This window comes from Streptomyces monashensis, assembly GCF_001866665.1.
GTDB classification, from domain to species: Bacteria; Actinomycetota; Actinomycetes; order Streptomycetales; family Streptomycetaceae; genus Streptomyces; species Streptomyces monashensis.
In genome coordinates this window covers 34367-51201 of the sequence record NZ_MLYO01000014.1, presented here as the reverse complement: position 1 = coordinate 51201, position 16835 = coordinate 34367, and the positions used below count along the sequence as shown (strand labels likewise).

The following is a 16835-nucleotide window of genomic DNA, read 5'->3' as shown; positions in this document are numbered from 1 at the left end:
CATGACGGAACGTCATACGCCGGTCGCCATCGTCGGGATGGCGGTGCTGCTGCCCGGCGCCCCCGGCCTGGACGCCTACTGGCGCAATCTGCGCGACGGCGTCGACGCGATCAGCGAGGTCCCGGCGGAGCGCTGGGACGCCGACTACTACCGGCCCGGTACGGCTGCCGGGCCCGCCGTCGCCGACCAGGTGTACTGCCGGCGCGGCGGATTCGTGGACGGCCTCGCCGAGGTCGAGGTCACGCGCTACGGCATCATGCCCGCCTCGGTCTCCGGCACCGAGCCCGACCAGCTGATCGCCCTCGACGTGGCCGCCGCCGCGCTCGCCGACGCGGGCGGCACGGACCGGCTCCCCGAGCGGCACCGGATCGGGGTCGCCCTGGGCCGCGGCGGCTACCTGACGCCCGGCCTGGTCCGGCTCGACCAGCGGGTCCGGACGGCCGGTCAACTCGTCCGCACGCTGGGCGAGTTGCTGCCCGACCTCGACTCCGCCCAACTCGACCGGATCCGCACGGCGTTCACCGAGCGGCTCGGCCCCGACAGCCCCGAGTCGGCGATCGGCCTCGTCCCCAACCTCGCCGCCTCCCGCATCGCCAACCGGCTCGACCTGCGCGGCCCCGCCTACACCGTGGACGCCGCCTGCGCCTCGTCGCTGGTCGCCGTGGACCAGGCGGTCACCGAGCTCACCACCGGACGCTGCGACATGATGCTGGCCGGGGGAGTGCACCACTGCCACGACATCACCCTCTGGAGCGTCTTCTCCCAGCTGCGTGCCCTGTCCCCGACCGAGCGCATCCGCCCCTTCCACCGCCACGCGGACGGCATCCTCATCGGGGAGGGCACCGGCGTCGTCGTACTGAAACGACTCACCGACGCCGAGCGCGCCGGTGACCGTGTGTACGCGGTGATCCGGGGCACGGGTGTGGCCAGCGACGGCCGTACGGCGGGCCTGGTCAACCCCGACCCGGGCGGACAGGCCCGCGCCGTGCGGCAGGCCTGGCGGACCGCCGGACTCGACCCCGCCGCACCGGACTCCCTCGGCCTGCTGGAGGCACACGGCACCGCCACCCCCGCCGGGGACGCGGCCGAACTCACCACCCTGGCCGAGGTGTTCGGGGCACCCGTACCCGGCCCCGACGGCCTCCGCCCGGTCCTCGGCTCGGTGAAGTCGATGATCGGCCACACCATGCCGGCCGCCGGAGTCGCGGGCCTGGTCAAGGCGGCACTCGCGCTGCACCACCGCACCCTGCTGCCCACCCTCCACTGCGAGGACCCGCATCCCGCCCTCGCCGCGACCCGCTTCCGCACCCTGGAGCGGTCCCGGCCCTGGGAGACCGATCCTCGCCGACCGGTGCGCCGGGCCGCCGTCAACGCCTTCGGATTCGGCGGCATCAACGCCCATGTGGTCCTGGAGGAGCCCTCCGCCGCCCCGGCCCCGCACCCCGCCCCGACCCGAACCACCGACACCCCCCGGGCCACCGACCCAGCCCCGGCGCCAATTGCCTTGCAGATTCCCGTACTTGCCCGAGCTGAAGCCGGCGCCCAGGCCGGCGACTCCGCCGTTCCCGTCGCCACCGCCCCGCCCCTGCCCGCAGCCCACGTCGTCGAACCCGAACCGGTGTTGCTCCTGGCCGCCGGCAGTGTGGCGGGGCTCGGGGCGCTTCTCGACGCCGAGGACTCCGTCGTGCTCGCCGCCGGGCTCGACCCTGCGCGGTCGCACCCCGGGGCCGGGCCCGTGCGGCTCGGGATCGTGGGGCCGAACGCCAAGGCACTGGGCCTGGCCCGGCGGGCGGTGGCCAAGGGGCGTGCCTGGCAGGGGCGCGGGGACCTGTGGTTCCGGCCGGGCCCGCTGCTCGGGGCGGGCGGTGGCAGGCTCGCGTTCGTCTTCCCCGGCCTGGAAGGGGACTTCACGCCGCGCACCGACGACGTCGCGGCCCACTTCGGCCTGCCCCCGCTGCCCGCCACGGACGTGCAGGTCGGCGACGTCGCACGGCACGGCGTCGGTGTCGTCGGTGTGGGCCGCCTGCTGGACCGGGCGCTGCGCCGCATCGGCGTCGTACCGGACGCGGTCGCCGGACACAGCGTCGGCGAGTGGACGGCCATGGCGGCGGCCGGGCTCTACTCGGCCACAGAGGTCGACGCGTTCATGGCCGGATTCGACCCCGACGCGCTCACCGTCCCCGGCCTCGTCTTCGCCGCCCTCGGCACCTCCGCCGGGCACGTACGCACCGCGCTCGCCGACGACTGGCCGGACTCCGGGATCGTGCTCTCCCACGACAACGCGCCCCGCCAGTCCATGGTCTGCGGACCCGGCGCGGCCGTCGACGCGTTCGTGCGGTCCCTGCGCGCCGAGGGCGTGATCTGCCAGGTGCTGCCGTTCCGCTCCGGCTTCCACACCCCGATGCTGGAGCCGTACCTCGCCCCCATCAAAGAGGCCGCCGACCGCTTCCGGCTCCATCCGGCGACCGTGCCGGTGTGGTCCGGCACGACCGCGGCACCCTTCCCGCAGGACGCGGCGGAGGTGCGCGCGTTGTTCGTCCGGCATCTGCTGGAACCCGTCCGCTTCCGTGAGCTGACCGAGGCCCTGTACGCCGCCGGGCACCGCGTCTTCGTCCAGACCGGACCCGGTCGGCTCACCTCCCTCATCGACGACACCCTCGGCGATCGCGACCACCTGGCCGTCGCCGCCAACGCGCCCCAGCACAGCGGGATGGCCCAACTCCACCGTGTGGCAACGGCGTTGTGGACGGCCGGCGCGTCCGTGGCACCCGCGCTGCCGCTCCGCGACACGGCAGCGGTGACCTCGCGCCGGCCTCCGCCCGTCCGCCTGGACCTCTCCGGCGCCCTCGTCTCGCTGGACGGACCGGAACTCGACGCACTGCGCGCCGTACTCCGTCCCGCCGCCCACTCGGGCCCCACTCATCCGGGCCCCGTCCACCCGGGCCCCGTCCACCCGGGCTCCGCCCGCCCGGGCTTCGACGCGCTGGACGCCCTGGCCACCCGCACCCCGGCCGCCGCCGAGCTGACCGCCCTGCTCCGGGACACCGCGGACACGGCGGCCGAGCTGATCGCCGCGGGCCGCCGCCGTCCCCCGCCCGCCGCCGTACCCACCCTCGCCAGGCCGGCCGCGACGACCACCACGCTCCACGTCTCACCCCGGACCATGCCCCACCTCCTGGACCACTGCTTCTTCCCGCAGCGGCCCGACTGGCCGGACGTGGAGGACCGTTGGCCGGTGGTGCCGGCCACCACGATCGTGCGGCACATGATGGACGCGGCGGAGGCCGCCGCCCCCGGGCTGCGGGCGGTCGCCGTGCACGGCGCCCGGTTCGACCGCTGGCTCACGGCGACACCCCCGGTCGACGTCCAGGTCGCCGTCACCCCGTCGGCCGACCGCCCGGACCGGGTCACCGTCGCCTTCGGGCCCACGGCCCGCGCTGTCGTCGAACTCGCCCCGGACCATCCCGCACCGCCCCCGCCGGGCCCGCTCCCGTACGCCGCGGAGCGCCGCCCCGAGCACACCGCCGCCCAGGTGTACCGGGAGCGCTGGATGTTCCACGGCCCCGGCTTCCAGGGCCTCACCGACCTCACCGCGATCGGTGAACGGCACATCCGCGGAGTGATCACCGCGCCCGCCGCCCCCGGCGCCCTGCTGGACAACGTGGGCCAGCTCCTCGGCTACTGGATCATGGCCACCCGCGCCGAACGGACCGTCGTATTCCCCGTGGGAATCGGCGAGTTGAGGTTCCACGGTCCGCACCCGGCCCCCGGCACCGAGGTCGGCTGCCGCGTGCGGATCACGACCCTCACGGACACCCTCCTGGAGGCGGACGCCGAGCTGACGGCCGACGGCCGGGTGTGGGCAGTGATCACCGGCTGGCAGGACCGCCGCTTCGACAACGACCCCACGACCCGGCCCGTCGAACGCTTCCCTGAGCGCCACACCCTGTCCACGGCCCGCCCCGGCGGATGGGCGCTGGTGCACGAGCGCTGGCCCGACCTCGCCTCCCGCGAGCTGATCATGCGCAATGTGCTGGGCGCGGCCGAGCGCGCCGCGTACGCCGCCCGCCCGCCCCGCGGCCGCCGTCAGTGGCTGCTCGGCCGGATCGCGGCCAAGGACGCGGTGCGGCAGTGGCTCTGGCGGCACGGTGAGGGCCCCGTCTTCCCCGCCGAACTCCGTGTCCACAACGACGAGTTGGGGCGGCCGTACGTCACCGGGGTGCACGGGCGCACCCTGCCCCCGCTGGACGTCTCGCTGGCGCACCGGAGCGAGGCGGGCGTGGCGATCGTACGGCCGCACGGGCCGGGGCCCGGACCCGGCATCGACATCGAGGAGGTCACCGCACGCGACCCCGCGACCCTGGCCACCGCGCTCACCCCGGCCGAACTGCGGCTCCTGGAGGGCCTGTCGGCGGACGGCCCCGACCCCCGCGACCTGTGGTTCACCCGCTTCTGGGCCGCCAAGGAGGCCGTCGCCAAGGCCGAGGGCGTCGGATTCGGCGGCCGGCCACGGGACTTCGCGGTGCTGGAGACCGCCCCGGGCGGCGGCCGACTGGTCGTCTCCGGCCGCCTGGAGCGCTCTTACACCGTGCACTGCGCACTGGTGGGCAATCCGCCGGCGCTGCCCGCCCGGTCCTACGTGGTGGCCTGGACGGCCGGCCCCGGCACCGACGACACACCACCCGACGATGACGACGCAGCCGAGGAGTGACCCCCGATGAACCCCACCCAGCCGGCCCCGGCGCAGCCCACGACCGACACCGCGCCCACGACCGACGCCGTCCTCGCCGACGTCTGCGGCATGCTCCGCACCGTGCTCGCGGAGTACGGCGACGACGACGCCGAGATCGGAATGTCCACCACCTTCAACCGCGACCTGGAGCTGGAGAGCATCGACCTGGTCACCCTGGCCGGCCTGTTGGAGGAGTGGTACGGGCGGCGGGTCAACCTGGCGGAGTTCCTGGCCGGCATGGAGTTCGACGAGATCATCGAGCTGACCGTGGGCCGGCTGGTGGAGTACGTGGTGTGGAGCCTGAAGACCACGCAGGCGGGCTGAGCCGTGGCGATGGTCGACGCCGGCGGGATCCGGCTGCACGTCCAGCGCATGGGGCCGGCGGAGGACCGGTCCCCGCGTCCCACGGTCGTCCTGGTGCACGGGCTGCTCACCGACAGCCTGGCCAGCTACTACTTCACCGTCGCCCCCGGCTTCGCGGCGGCCGGACTCGACGTGGTCATGTACGACCTGCGCGGACACGGCCGCAGCGAGCGCCCCTCCGCGGGCTACACCCTCGACCACAACATCGACGACCTGGAAGCCCTGCTCGGCCGGCTGGCCGTCACCGGCCCCGTCCACCTCGTCGGCAACTCCTACGGCGGCACCATCGCCTTCGGCTACGCGGCCCGCCACCCCGATCGCGTGCTCAGCCTGACGCTGATCGAGTCCGAGCCGGCGACCTCCGCCTGGGCGACCAAACTCGGCGCCATCCTGGACCGGGTCGTCATCCACCTCGCGCACAACGAGCCCGACGCGATCGCCTGGATCACCGCGAACCGGGGCCACAACACCGCCCGCCTGGCCAAGGGCGCGGCCCGGCTCGCCCGCGAGACCACCCTCGGCCGGGACATCCCGGCCAGCCGGGTGCTCACGGAGGACGAGATCAGGGCCGTACACTGCCCGGTCCTCGGGCTGTACGGCGGCGAGTCGGACCTCGTCGACCTCGTGCCGCTGAAGCGGGCGCTGCTCACCGACTTCCGCGCGGTCGTCCTGCCCGGACACGAGCACTCGGTGCTGGTCGAGGCGCCGACGGCGGTCGGCGGGCACATCCTGGACCTGATCCAAGCGGGAGCGGGGGTCCGGTGAGCGCCTTCCTCTTCGTCGTACCGCCGCTGACCGGCCACATCAACCCGGCCGTCGGCGTCGCCGCCCGACTGGCCGCGCGCGGGCACCGGGTCGCCTGGGCGTGCGCCGACCCGGCACTGGTGCGGCGGCTCGCGGGCCTGGACGCAGAGGTGCACGGGTGCGCGGGTCCGGTGCCAGGGGCCGACGGAGTCGTACGACCGCCGGACCTGCGGGGCGCGGAGGCGCTGAAGTTCCTGTGGGAGCGGTACCTGCTCCCGCTCGCCGACGCCATGGCGCCGGGTGTCGTGGCGGCGGTCCGGGAGTTCTGCCCCGATGTCGTCGTGGCCGACCAGCAGGCCTTCGCCGGCGCCCTGGTCGCCGAGCGGTGCGGGCTGCCCTGGGCCACCTCCGCCACCACGTCGGCCGAGTTCAGCGGCGCGTACGACGGCCTGCCCAAGGTGGCCGAGTGGCTGCACCGGAGTCTGGCCGAGCTGCGGACCCGGATCGGCGACCCGTCCGCAACCGCCGACCCGCGCTTCTCGCCCCACCTCCTGTTGATCTTCAGCACCCCCGAACTCATCGGCCCCCAGGCGCCGTTGGCCCGGCACATCCACTACGTCGGCCCCTCGGTCGGCGGGCGCCCGGCCGGTCCCGACTTCCCCTGGCAGCGGCTCGACCCGGGCCGGTCGAAGGTCCTGGTGACCCTCGGCACGGCGAACGCCGACGCGGGCGACCGGTTCCTCACCGAGTGTCTGACCGCGCTGCGCGAGCGCGCCGACCGGGTGCAGGCGGTGATCACCGACCCCGGCCGTGTCCTGTCCGTGCCGCCCGGCGACAAGGACGTCCTGGCCCTCTCGTCCGTGCCCCAACTCCCCTTGCTGGAACGGATGGACGCGGTCGTCTGCCACGCGGGACACAACACCGTGTGCGAGGCGCTGTGGCACGGCGTCCCGCTCGTCGTCGCCCCCATCCGCGACGACCAGCCCGTGATCGCCGGGCAGGTCGTGGACGCGGGGGCCGGTGTCCGGGTCCGCTTCGGCCGGGTCCGCGCGGACCGGCTGGGCGCGGCCCTCGACGCCGTCCTCACCGACCCGGCCCACCGAGCCGCCGCCGCCCGGATCCGCACCGCGTTCCGCGCGGCGGGCGGCGCCCGGACCGCCGCCGCCCACCTCGAACACCTCGCAGACTTCGAAGCGGAGAGCCGATGACCGACGACACGAGCGAGAAGGGCGACAGGAAGGCACGCATCGCCGCCCTGCGCCCCGCCTACCTGCGGGACCTGACCGCCGGTCCGGACCGCTTCTTCGCGACCCCGCGCCCCGACTGCCCCTGGTGCGGCTCCGTCCGGCTCGCCCCCCGCCTGCACACCACCGACCTGCTCCAGCACAAGCCCGGCCGTTTCACCCTCGACCGCTGCGCCGACTGCGGCCACGTCTTCCAGAACCCCCAACTGACCGAGGAGGGACTGGAGTTCTACTACCGGGACTTCTACGACGGCCTCGGCGAGCAGCGCATGAGCGGCACCTTCGGCGGCCGCACCGCCATGTACCGCAGCCGTGCCGAGGCCATGCTGCCCTACGATCCGGCCCCGAAGACCTGGCTGGACGTCGGCACCGGCCACGGACACTTCTGCGCCGCCGCCCGCACCGTCCTGCCCGGCACCTCCTTCGACGGACTCGACTTCACCGACGGCGTCGAACTCGCCGCCCGCGAGGGCCGCGTGGACCACGGCTACCGCGGTGCCTTCCCCGCCCTCGCCCCCGAACTCGCCGCACGCTACGACGTCGTGAGCATGTTCCACTACCTGGAGCACAGCACCGACCCCGACCGCGAACTGCGCGCCGCCCACGAGGCCGTACGCCCCGGCGGGCACCTCCTCATCGAGGTGCCGGACCCCGAGAGCCGCTACGCCCGGCTGCTCGGCCGCTGGTGGCTGCCCTGGCTCCAGCCGCAGCACCTGCACTTCATGCCCGCCGCCAACCTCCGGCGGCGGCTGACCGGGCTGGGCTTCACGGTGGTCGCGGAGCAGCACGCCGAACCGCACGATCCGGTCGACCTGCTCGCCGCCGTCTGGCTGGCCCTCGACCACGCGGCGCCCCGCGAGGACGCGCCCTGGCTGCCCGAACCGCCCGGCGGCCTGCGCCGCGCCGCACGCACCGCCCTTCTCCTCGCGGGTGTGCCCGCGCTCGTCACCGCCACGCTCCTCGACCGCTTCGCGGTACGCCCCCTCGCCCACCGCCTGGGCGTCGCGAACGCCTACCGCCTGGTGGCGCGCCGCGACTGACCGGCACGCGACGCACGCTCACAGGATCCTGGCGCGGATCAACGCCGAGAACGTCAGGGCGCCCGGCGCCAGCGGCACCCAGTCGGTCAGCACCCGGTAGCCGATGACGGTCGCGGTGGCCACGGCCGGTGCCGCGCCGAAGGTGATCAGCGTCCATGCCAGTGCCGCGTCGACCGCGAACCCGCCGGGCGCCGGGACGGCCCCGACGGCCGTACCGGCCGCGAGGTAGGCCAGCACCACCTGCTCGCACGGCATGTGCAGCCCGAGCGAGGCCCCGACACAGACGAGGGTGGCCCCCTGCAGCAGCGGCATCGCGACCGCCCCGCCCCACAGTGCGGCCACCCGGCAGGGCCGTGTGTGCACCTCCCGCGCGTCGGCGAGGGCGGAGCGCAGCAGCCCGGTCACGGGCCGCCGCAACGGTCGTACGACGGTCAGCAGCACCCCGGCGACCGCGAGGACACCGCCGGCGACCGCGGCGAGCGGCACCAGCAGCCGCCCGTCCGGGACCAGCTCGCCGAGGCGCCGCCAGGCGGGCGACACCGCGAGCAGGACCACCAGCACGACCGTCTTGGCGGAGGACTTCGCCAGCGAGTACAGCCCGATCGAGGCGGTCGCCCGCTCCAGCGGCACACCGCGCGCCCGCAGGAAGCGCACGGTGACGGCGTGGGCGCCGAGCCCGGCGGGCAGCACGTGGTTGGCGGCACCGGCGGCGAACTGCGAGGCCAGCAACTGCCCCGCCGGGACCCGGTCGGGCAGCGCGCCCTGCCGGACACACGCGGCGGCCACCCAGTTCAGGCAGGTGAAACCGCCCCCGGCCAGCAGCCACCAGGGATCGGCCGCGACGAGCCGCCGGACCCCCTCGTACACCACGGGCCGGTTGGCCACCGCCCAGCCGCCCACCAGCAGCAGCGGCGCGAGGCACAGGGCGAGCCGTACCGACCGGCCCGCCAGGAAGGACGACGGCCGGGGCGGGGGCGTCGCCGCCGCGAGCGGGGTGCGGACGGCTTCCTCGGCGAGATCATCGGCGGGGCTGTGGACGACGCCGTCGACGGGGCCGTCGGCGAGGTGACCGGGGAGTTCTCCGGCGAGCGGGGCGGAGGGCGGCGGGAGCGGGAGGGAGAGCGGGACCGGGGACGGTGAGGGCACGGGGACGTCGTCCTTCCGCGGCGGGTCCCGGGCGGGGACCTGGGGGAGGCGGGTCGGGCGATACCGCGGGAGCTTTCCCCGCCCGAGTGACACCGGGGTGTCCGAGAGCCCAAGGGCGGAGGGCGGGAGGGTGCCACCGGGGAGGCGCCGGGAACGGCCGGGAAGTTCTGCGCTTAACCACCGCTCACCGCCGACCGGGTAGCCTTCCCTTGGGACGCTCTTTGCATGCGGTGTCCGGCAGCCAAAGGTCGGCGACAGGGGAGGAACCCGCGGTGCACGTGCAGGAATGGCTCGACTCGGTGCCCGCGGTCGCCGTCTACGCCATGGTGGCCCTGGTGATCGGTGTCGAGAGCCTGGGCATCCCGCTGCCGGGCGAGATCGTCCTGGTGTCCGCGGCGCTGCTGTCCTCCCAGCACTCCGGCATCAACCCCGTCGTCCTCGGCGCGTGCGCGACCGCCGGCGCGGTGATCGGCGACTCCATCGGCTACGCGATCGGCCGCAAGGGCGGCCGCCCGCTGCTGGCCTGGCTGGGCGGCAAGTTCCCGAGACACTTCGGCGCGGGCCATGTGGCCACCGCCGAGCGTTCCTTCGAGAAGTGGGGCATGTGGGCCGTGTTCGTCGGCCGCTTCATCGCCCTGCTGCGCATCTTCGCCGGCCCCCTCGCGGGCGTCCTGCAGATGCCGTACTGGAAGTTCCTCATCGCCAACGTCCTCGGCGGCATCTGCTGGGCGGGCGGCACGACAGCCGTCATCTACTACGTCGGCGTGGTCGCCGAGGGCTGGCTGAAGAAGTTCTCCTACGTGGGCCTCGCGGCGGCGGTCCTCGTCGGCCTGGCCTCGATGCTGCTGGTCCGGCGCAAGGCGAAGAAGGCCCGGCAGGAGCACGGCCAGGAGGCGGAGCCGGTCGGCGCCGGTGACTGACACCGCCCCGAAGGCGCGCGGGGCGGTACCGGCACGCGGCTTTGCCGGACGGCCGTGACCGGCCCGGCGACACCTCCCTGTGCCCGGCTATGCCGGGCGATGCACATCCTTGTGCGCCTTCGCCAGGTCCGCGTACATCGTGCCGTTGAGGGTCACGCCCTGCCGCTCCTCCTCGGAGAGCGGCCGCCGCACCGTGGCCGGCACCCCCGCCACCAGTGAGCCGGCCGGCACCACCATCCCCTGCGGGACCAGCGCCTGCGCGGCGACCAGCGATCCCGCCCCGATCACCGCGCCGTTGAGCACGGTCGCCCCCATGCCGATGAGACAGTCGTCCTCGACGGTCGCCCCGTGCACCACCGCGTTGTGCCCGATGGAGACCCGCTCACCCACGCTGACGGGAAACCCGGGATCGGCGTGCAGCGTCACGTTGTCCTGCACGTTCGCGCTCGCCCCCACGGTGATCTTCTCGACGTCACCGCGTACGACCGCCCCGTACCAGACACTGGCCCCGGCGTGCAGCGTGACGTCCCCGATCACGGAGGCCGTGGGCGCCACGAACGCCTCGGCATCGACCTGGGGCTCCCGGCCGCCGATGCCCACGATCAGCGCCTGCTGTGTCATGACGGTTCTCCTCGCGTCGTCGTCCCCCGCACCGTACGGCACGGGCTGGGGCAAAGATCACAGCAGGCGGCCCTCTTGCCGAAAGCGTCCGCTTAGTAACGTAACCCCGTGCCCCAGCGGAAGAACACGTTCTCATTCCGGCGACGCCGCGCAGCGCAACGTGTCGTCCACCAGGCCTGGGCCTGGATCCAGCGCGCGGGTTCCGTCACGGCCGAGCACCCGGCGGGTTTCCGCTTCGGCTCGATCGGCGAAGCCACCCGCCTCGCCTTCCCGCTCGGCACCGTCTTCGGCGAACCCTGGATCCACCTCGGCTCCCACTGCATCATCGCCGAGCAGGTCACGCTGACCGCCGGTCTGATGCCGGACCTGGACCTCGGCCCGGACCCGATCCTGCGCATCGGCGACGGAGTCGTCCTCGGCCGCGGCAGCCACGTCATCGCGGACACGACGGTCACCATCGGCCGCGACTGCTACTTCGGCCCGTACGTCTACGTCACCTCCACCAACCACTCCTACGACGACCCGCACGAGCCCATCGGCAGGCAGTGGCCGCGGATGGAGCCGGTGGAGATAGGCCCGGGCTGCTGGATCGGCACCGGCGCGGTGATCCTGCCGGGCGCGCGGATCGGCCGGAACGTGGTCGTCGCGGCCGGCGCCGTGGTGCGCGGTGCGGTGCCCGACCACGCCGTGGTGGCCGGAGCACCGGCCCGCGTCGTCCGCCGCTGGACCCCCGCCGACGGCTGGCAACCCCCACTGCGCACCCCGCCCCCGGTCCCGATCCCGGTCGGCACGACCCCGGATCAGCTGCGCGCCCTGGCGGAACTGGACGAGGAAACGGTGACGCGCCTCGCGGAGCTCGAAGCGGAGGGGTGATGCGGGACCGGGACCGAGTCGGGGCTGGGGTGGACTACGGCCGGGTGCTGGACCGAGGCCGGCGTCGGAGTCGGGGGCCGAGCCGACGCCGGGGCCGGAGCCGTGTCGGGGTCGAGTGTTGAGTCGGGATCGCAGGCCGGGTCGCAGCCGGGGTCGAGCTGGGCCGGGGCCGCGTCGGGGCCCGGGGCCGGGGCTGTTCCCATGTCGGGAGCGAGGATGGCGCGGAGGCCGGGATCGGGGCGGGCTGGTCAGCCGGTTGCCAGCAGGAGCGTGCCGAGCAGGGCGAGTGCCGCGCCCGCTGTCTGGATCGCGCGGAGCCGTTCGCTGAGGAAGCCGCGTGCGGCCAGTGTGGTCACCACCGGGTACAGCGAGGCCAGTACCGCCGCGACGGTGACCGGGCCGTGTCGCGCGGCGAGTGCGTAGGTGCCGTTGGCCGCCACGTCCGCGAGCCCGACGAAGGCGAGCGCGGGCAGCGAGGACCACGGGAAGCCGCCGTCCGGCAGGCCACGGCCGCCCCGGCGGACGGAGACCGCGAGCGCGGTCCCGCCGACCGCGACATTGGTCAGCCGCTGCACGAAGAGGGCGAGGAAGAGCCCGGTCACATCGGTCGAGGCCTCGCTGATCAGCGCGAACACCGTGCCGAAGCCGAGCGCCGCGACCAGCGTGAGCAGGATCGCCCGCCGCTGGACCGGCGCGCCGCGCAGCTGGGGGCCGCCCGCGAGGACGACGCCGGTGACGGCGACCGCGATGCCCGCGACCTGGAGCAGCCCCGGGCGCTCACCGAGGACGAGGCCGACACCGACCGGGACGGCCACGCTGAGGGTGGCGAGCGGCGAGACGACCCCCATGGGGCCGAGCGCCAGGGCCTGGTAGAAGGCGAGCAGGGCGACCGGGCCGACCAGCCCCGCCGCGAACGCGAACCACAGCCGGGGCCCGGCCTCCCCCCAGCCGCCGGTCGCGACGACGATCGCGCCCAGTACGGCCGCCGCGATGGACTGGGAGACCACGACGACCGTGAGCGCCGGCGTACGCCGGGTCAGCAGTCCGCCGCCGAAGTCGGCCAGTCCCCACAGGAGACTGGTGGTGAGGGCGAAGAATGCTGTCACGGGCGGCCTCGCAGTACAGTTTGCTGAACAATCAGGTGCACCCCACCGTAGTTCAACACAATGAACTACGTCATCCCATATAGTGAACTCCTCTCGATGGACGTGATGTGTCGGACCTCGACCTGCTGACCCAGTCCCTGGCACGCAACGTCAAGCACTGGCGTACGGTGCGCGGCTTCACCCTGGACGTGCTCTCCGCCCGTGCGGGAGTCAGCCGCGGCATGCTGATCCAGATCGAGCAGGCCCGGACGAACCCCAGCCTCGGCACCGTTGTCAAGATCGGCGACGCGCTCGGCATCAGCATCACCACCCTGCTCGACTACGAACAGGGCCCCAAGGTCCGCATCGTCGCCCCCGGCCAGGCCGTACGCCTGTGGCACACCGACGCCGGCAGCTACAACCGCCTGCTGGCGGGCACGGAGGCGCCCGGCCCGGTCGAGATGTGGGACTGGCGGCTGATGCCGGGCGAGTCCAGCCCCTCCGAGCCGCATCCGGCCGGCACCGTGGAACTCGTCCACGTCACCGCCGGCGAACTGACCCTCACCGTCGACGGCGTGGCCCACCTGGTGCCGGCCGGCGCGAGCGCCACGTTCGAGGCGAGCACCCAGCACACGTACGGCAACGAGGGCGACGTACCGATGGAGATGGTCATGGCCGTCTCCGTGCCGCCCGTGCGCTGAACGGCCCCGCGGCGCGGACTGTTAGCGTGCGGCCATGCGCGCACCCATCGGGGACTTCGACACCGCCACCCCGGCCCCGGACTGCCTGGACGACCTGGTCGCACCCGTCGCCGACGCCGTCCGGCACTGGCGGGGCGCGGTCCCCGCCGACCGGATCCTCTACGTCGAGACCGACCCGCGCTGGGCCGACACCGCCGTCTTCGTGGAGCACTACGGCCGCGACCTGCTGGAGCAGTCGGCGAACTGTGTGGTCGTCGCGGGCAGGCGCGGCGGTGAGACCTCCCTCGCCGCGTGCCTCGTGCTGTCCACCACCCGGGTCGACGTCAACGGCGTCGTGCGCCGCCATCTCGGCGCCCGCAAGGCCTCGTTCGCCTCGATGGACACGGCGACCGGCGAGACCGGCATGGAGTACGGCGGCATCACCCCGGTCGGCCTGCCCGCCGGCTGGCCGGTGCTCGTGGACTCGGCCGTGGCCGACCTGCCGTACGTCCTCGTCGGCAGCGGACGCCGACGCGGCAAGCTGCTGGTACCCGGCAAGGCCCTCGCCGAACTGCCCGGCGCCATGGTGCTGGAGGGACTCGGGGCCGCCTGAGGCCGGGCTGCCGGAGCCCGCCGTCAGGCGGTCAGGTGGTGGGCCAGCGCCAGGTGCGGGTCGCGTTCGCCCGGCGCCGGCGCCGGATCGGCGTGCACCAGGGCGGCCGTCAGCCTCGGTACGGCGTGCAGCAGGGCGTGTTCGGCCTCGACGGCGATCGCGTGCGCCTGCCGCACCGTCGCCTCGCCGTCCACGACCACCGCGAGCTCGGCGCGCAGCCGGTGCCCGATCCAGCGCAGCCGCAGCTCGCCCACCTCGCGCACCCCGGGCACCGCCCGCACCGCCCGCTCGGCGCGGTCCACCAGCGCCGGGTCGACGGCGTCCATGATCCGCCGGAACACCTCCCGCGCCGCGTCCCGCAGCACCAGCGCGATCGCGGCCGTGATCGCCAACCCCACGACCGGGTCGGCCAGTTGCAGGCCGAGCGCGGAGCCGCCCGCGCCCACGAGCACGGCCAGCGAGGTGAACCCGTCGGTGCGTGCGTGCAGCCCGTCCGCGACGAGCGCCGCCGAACCGATCTCGCGGCCGACCCGGATCCGGTACCGGGCCACCCACTCGTTGCCGGCGAAGCCGACCAGGGCGGCCGCCGCGACGGCCGGGAGATGGCTGACCGGGCGCGGGTCGAGCAGCCGGCCGACGGCCGCCCACGCGGCGAAGGCCGCCGACGCGGCGATCGTCAGCACGATCACCAGCCCCGCCAGATCCTCGGCCCGGCCGTAGCCGTAGGTGAACCGGCGCGTCGCCGCCCGCCGCCCCAGGACGAAGGCGATGCCGAGCGGGACGGCGGTCAGGGCGTCGGCGGCGTTGTGCACGGCGTCCCCGAGCAGCGCCACCGAACCGGACACGGCCACCACGGCCGCCTGGGTCAGCGCCGTCGCCCCGAGCGCGGCCAGCGACACCCACAGCGCCCGCATCCCGCGCGCCGAGGACTCCAGGGCGGGGTCCAGCTTGTCGGCGCTCTCGTGGGAGTGCGGGGTCAGCAGATGCGCGAGGCGGTGCCGGAGACCGGCGGCGCGGTGGCCGTGCTCATGCCCGTGCCCGTGCGCATGCCCGTGCTGGTGAGGGTGCCGGTCGCTCACGTGGGTCCCCTTCCGGTGTGCGGGAGTGGACGCGCGGCGGTCCACGGGACCATTATGTGCGTATGAGCGCACGCATGCACCTATCACCTGCGCACCATACGCATCCGCGCACCCTGGGCGAGGAGCAGTTCACGCTCGCCGCCGAGCTGCTCTCCCTGCTCGGCGACCGCACCCGCCTCACCCTGCTGCACGCGCTGGCGGCGGGCGAGGCCGACGTCACGACGCTCACCGGGGCATGCGGAGCGGCCCGTCCCGCCGTCAGCCAGCATCTGGCCCGGCTGCGGCTCGCGGGTCTGGTGCGGACCCGCAAGGAGGGCCGCCGGGTGGTCTACTCACTCGCGCACGGGCATCTGCGGCGGCTGGTGGACGAGGCGCTGAAGACCGCCGACCACCACCTCGCCGAACGGGCTCAGTAGGTCGCGGCCGTGCCGAGGTACTGCTCGGCGAAGGCGGACGCCGCCGCGGGCGAGGAGAACAGCCGGCGCAGCCGGGCGAGCGTGGTGCCGGCGCGGAACGGATCACCGGACGCGACACCGTGGTAGATGTCCGACAGCCACTGTGAGAACTCCTGGTAGTCCCACACCCGGCGCAGCGCGGCGGCCGAGTAGCCGTCCAGGCCGGCGCCGTCGCCCCGCGTGACGTACGAGGCGAGCGCGTCACCGAGCAGGAAGGCGTCGTGCAGGGCGAGGTTCATACCCTTCGCGGCGATCGGCGCGACGAGGTGACCGGCGTCGCCGGCCAGGAACAGCCGCCCGTGGGTGAGGGGTTCGACGACGTAGTGGTGCATGTCCAGCACCCGCTTCTCGACGATCCGGCCCTCGGTGAGCGGGGGCGCCCCGGTCGCGGCCAGCCGCTCGTGCAGCTCGGTCCAGACCCGCTCGTGCGGCCAGTTCTCCGGATCGTCGCCCGGCGGGCACTGCAGGTAGAACCGGGTCACCTCGGGGCTGCGGGGCATCTGCCCGGCGAAGCCGCGCGGATGGACACCGAACAGGACGCAGTCCGTCGACGGCGGGACCTCGGCGAGCAGCGCCAGCCAGCCGATGCCGTCGTCCTGCCGGGCGATCCGCCGGTGCCGCTCGGGAATCGCGTCGCGCGTCACCCCGCGCGCCCCGTCGCACCCCGCGACGAAGTCGCAGCGCAGCAGCCGCCGTTCACCCGTCTCCGGACAGCGGTACGACACCGCCGGCCGGTCCGTGTCCAGGTCGTGCAGCATGACGTCGCGCACGCCGAAGCGGATGTCGCCGCCGCGCGCGTCGGCGTACTCGCGCACCAGGTCCGTCACCAGCAACGGCTGGGGGTAGACGTAATGGTGATGGTTCGTCAGTTCGGTGTACGGGAATCGGTACCGCTCGCCGGCGAAGCGGAACTCGCAGGCGCTGTGCAGCTCGGCCCGCTGGGGCAGGTGCCCGGCGAGGCCGCGGCGGCCGAGTTCGCGCACCGCCCATTCCTCGATGACACCGGCCCGGGCCCGGGTCTCGATGAACTGCCTGCTCTCGGTCTCCAGCACGACACAGTCGACCGAGGCGGCCCGCAGGATGTTGGCGACGGTGAGCCCGGCGGGACCGGCGCCCACGACGACGACCGTTCGGGCTGCCCGGCGCGTGGGGTGGGCGGGATCGGGGTGAGGGGAGGGGGAGGGGGAGATCACTCCCGCATTATGACGGTGTCCCGTCAGCCGGGAATCGGCTGACGGGA

15 protein-coding genes are annotated in these 16835 nt (G+C 74.5%); 10 read left to right on the top strand and 5 right to left on the bottom strand.

Translation table 11 applies throughout. The features are described 5' to 3' along the window. Nucleotide 1: 1 nt before the first annotated feature. Genes BIV23_RS07500 through BIV23_RS07480 form a run of 5 tightly spaced genes read left to right on the top strand, consistent with a single transcriptional unit; the run spans nt 2 to nt 8123 of the window. Nucleotides 2-4711, top strand: coding sequence for a type I polyketide synthase (locus BIV23_RS07500; protein WP_071379960.1), 4710 nt, complete (start codon nt 2-4; stop codon nt 4709-4711). A gap of 6 nt (nt 4712-4717) precedes the next feature. After that, nucleotides 4718-5056 (top strand): acyl carrier protein, encoded by a 339-nt coding sequence (locus BIV23_RS07495; protein WP_071379959.1) that lies wholly within the window; start codon nt 4718-4720, stop codon nt 5054-5056. Nucleotides 5057-5065: 9 nt separating this feature from the next. Then, nucleotides 5066-5860: an alpha/beta fold hydrolase gene (locus tag BIV23_RS07490; protein ID WP_079173000.1), complete on the top strand. Its 795-nt coding sequence runs from the start codon at nt 5066-5068 to the stop codon at nt 5858-5860. Then, the gene (locus BIV23_RS07485; protein WP_071379957.1) at nt 5857-7047 is read left to right on the top strand and encodes a glycosyltransferase; all 1191 of its coding nucleotides are present in this window, start codon (nt 5857-5859) and stop codon (nt 7045-7047) included. Before BIV23_RS07490 ends, BIV23_RS07485 begins: the two co-directional genes overlap by 4 nt. Next, the gene (locus BIV23_RS07480) at nt 7044-8123 is read left to right on the top strand and encodes a class I SAM-dependent methyltransferase (protein ID WP_107471102.1); all 1080 of its coding nucleotides are present in this window, start codon (nt 7044-7046) and stop codon (nt 8121-8123) included. The genes BIV23_RS07485 and BIV23_RS07480 overlap by 4 nt, the downstream gene beginning before the upstream one ends. 18 nt (nt 8124-8141) lie before the next feature. Here the strand turns inward: BIV23_RS07480 and BIV23_RS07475 are convergent, their stop codons facing one another. Next, a complete protein-coding gene (locus BIV23_RS07475) occupies nt 8142-9269 on the bottom strand; it encodes a lysylphosphatidylglycerol synthase transmembrane domain-containing protein (RefSeq protein ID WP_071379956.1) in 1128 nt (375 codons plus the stop codon). A gap of 272 nt (nt 9270-9541) precedes the next feature. On the opposite strand from BIV23_RS07475, the gene BIV23_RS07470 reads away from it, so the two are divergent. Beyond that, nucleotides 9542-10189, top strand: coding sequence for a DedA family protein (locus tag BIV23_RS07470; protein ID WP_071379955.1), 648 nt, complete (start codon nt 9542-9544; stop codon nt 10187-10189). Between the two features lie 87 nt (nt 10190-10276). Here the strand turns inward: BIV23_RS07470 and BIV23_RS07465 are convergent, their stop codons facing one another. After that, on the bottom strand, nt 10277-10810 hold the full coding sequence (locus BIV23_RS07465; protein WP_071379954.1) for a gamma carbonic anhydrase family protein: 534 nt from the start codon (nt 10808-10810) through the stop codon (nt 10277-10279). 108 nt (nt 10811-10918) lie between these two features. Here BIV23_RS07465 and BIV23_RS53145 point away from each other — a divergent pair, with 108 nt between their 5' ends. Beyond that, complete coding sequence (locus BIV23_RS53145) at nt 10919-11683, top strand: acyltransferase (protein ID WP_071379953.1); 765 nt, start codon at nt 10919-10921, stop codon at nt 11681-11683. Between the two features lie 248 nt (nt 11684-11931). Here BIV23_RS53145 and BIV23_RS07455 read toward each other — a convergent pair whose 3' ends face one another. Continuing rightward, nucleotides 11932-12789: an EamA family transporter gene (locus tag BIV23_RS07455; protein ID WP_071379952.1), complete on the bottom strand. Its 858-nt coding sequence runs from the start codon at nt 12787-12789 to the stop codon at nt 11932-11934. Nucleotides 12790-12896: 107 nt separating this feature from the next. On the opposite strand from BIV23_RS07455, the gene BIV23_RS07450 reads away from it, so the two are divergent. Both BIV23_RS07450 and BIV23_RS07445 read left to right on the top strand, forming a co-directional pair. Beyond that, entirely contained in the window at nt 12897-13469 is a 573-nt protein-coding gene (locus tag BIV23_RS07450) for a helix-turn-helix domain-containing protein (protein ID WP_071379951.1), read from the top strand. Between the two features lie 34 nt (nt 13470-13503). Next, nucleotides 13504-14061 (top strand): YbaK/EbsC family protein, encoded by a 558-nt coding sequence (locus BIV23_RS07445; protein WP_071379950.1) that lies wholly within the window; start codon nt 13504-13506, stop codon nt 14059-14061. 23 nt (nt 14062-14084) lie between these two features. On the opposite strand, the gene BIV23_RS07440 is transcribed toward BIV23_RS07445, so the two are convergent. Further along, entirely contained in the window at nt 14085-15140 is a 1056-nt protein-coding gene (locus BIV23_RS07440) for a cation diffusion facilitator family transporter (protein ID WP_071379949.1), read from the bottom strand. 62 nt (nt 15141-15202) lie between these two features. Here BIV23_RS07440 and BIV23_RS07435 point away from each other — a divergent pair, with 62 nt between their 5' ends. Next, nucleotides 15203-15556, top strand: a complete 354-nt coding sequence (locus BIV23_RS07435) for an ArsR/SmtB family transcription factor (protein ID WP_079172999.1) — start codon at nt 15203-15205, stop codon at nt 15554-15556. Here the strand turns inward: BIV23_RS07435 and BIV23_RS07430 are convergent. After that, a complete protein-coding gene (locus BIV23_RS07430) occupies nt 15550-16713 on the bottom strand; it encodes a 4-hydroxybenzoate 3-monooxygenase (protein WP_071379947.1) in 1164 nt (387 codons plus the stop codon). The genes BIV23_RS07435 and BIV23_RS07430 overlap by 7 nt on opposite strands. Nucleotides 16714-16835 lie beyond the last annotated feature (122 nt).

Bases quoted from the DNA above. Each gene is read 5' to 3' on its own strand.
- BIV23_RS07500 (WP_071379960.1), top strand. From the start codon at position 2: ATGACGGAACGTCATACGCCGGTCGCCATCGTCGGGATGGCGGTGCTG.
- BIV23_RS07495 (WP_071379959.1), top strand. From the start codon at position 4,718: ATGAACCCCACCCAGCCGGCCCCGGCGCAGCCCACGACCGACACCGCG.
- BIV23_RS07490 (WP_079173000.1), top strand. From the start codon at position 5,066: ATGGTCGACGCCGGCGGGATCCGGCTGCACGTCCAGCGCATGGGGCCG.
- BIV23_RS07480 (WP_107471102.1), top strand. From the start codon at position 7,044: ATGACCGACGACACGAGCGAGAAGGGCGACAGGAAGGCACGCATCGCC.
- BIV23_RS07465 (WP_071379954.1), bottom strand. From the start codon at position 10,810: ATGACACAGCAGGCGCTGATCGTGGGCATCGGCGGCCGGGAGCCCCAG.
- BIV23_RS07445 (WP_071379950.1), top strand. From the start codon at position 13,504: ATGCGCGCACCCATCGGGGACTTCGACACCGCCACCCCGGCCCCGGAC.
- BIV23_RS07435 (WP_079172999.1), top strand. From the start codon at position 15,203: ATGAGCGCACGCATGCACCTATCACCTGCGCACCATACGCATCCGCGC.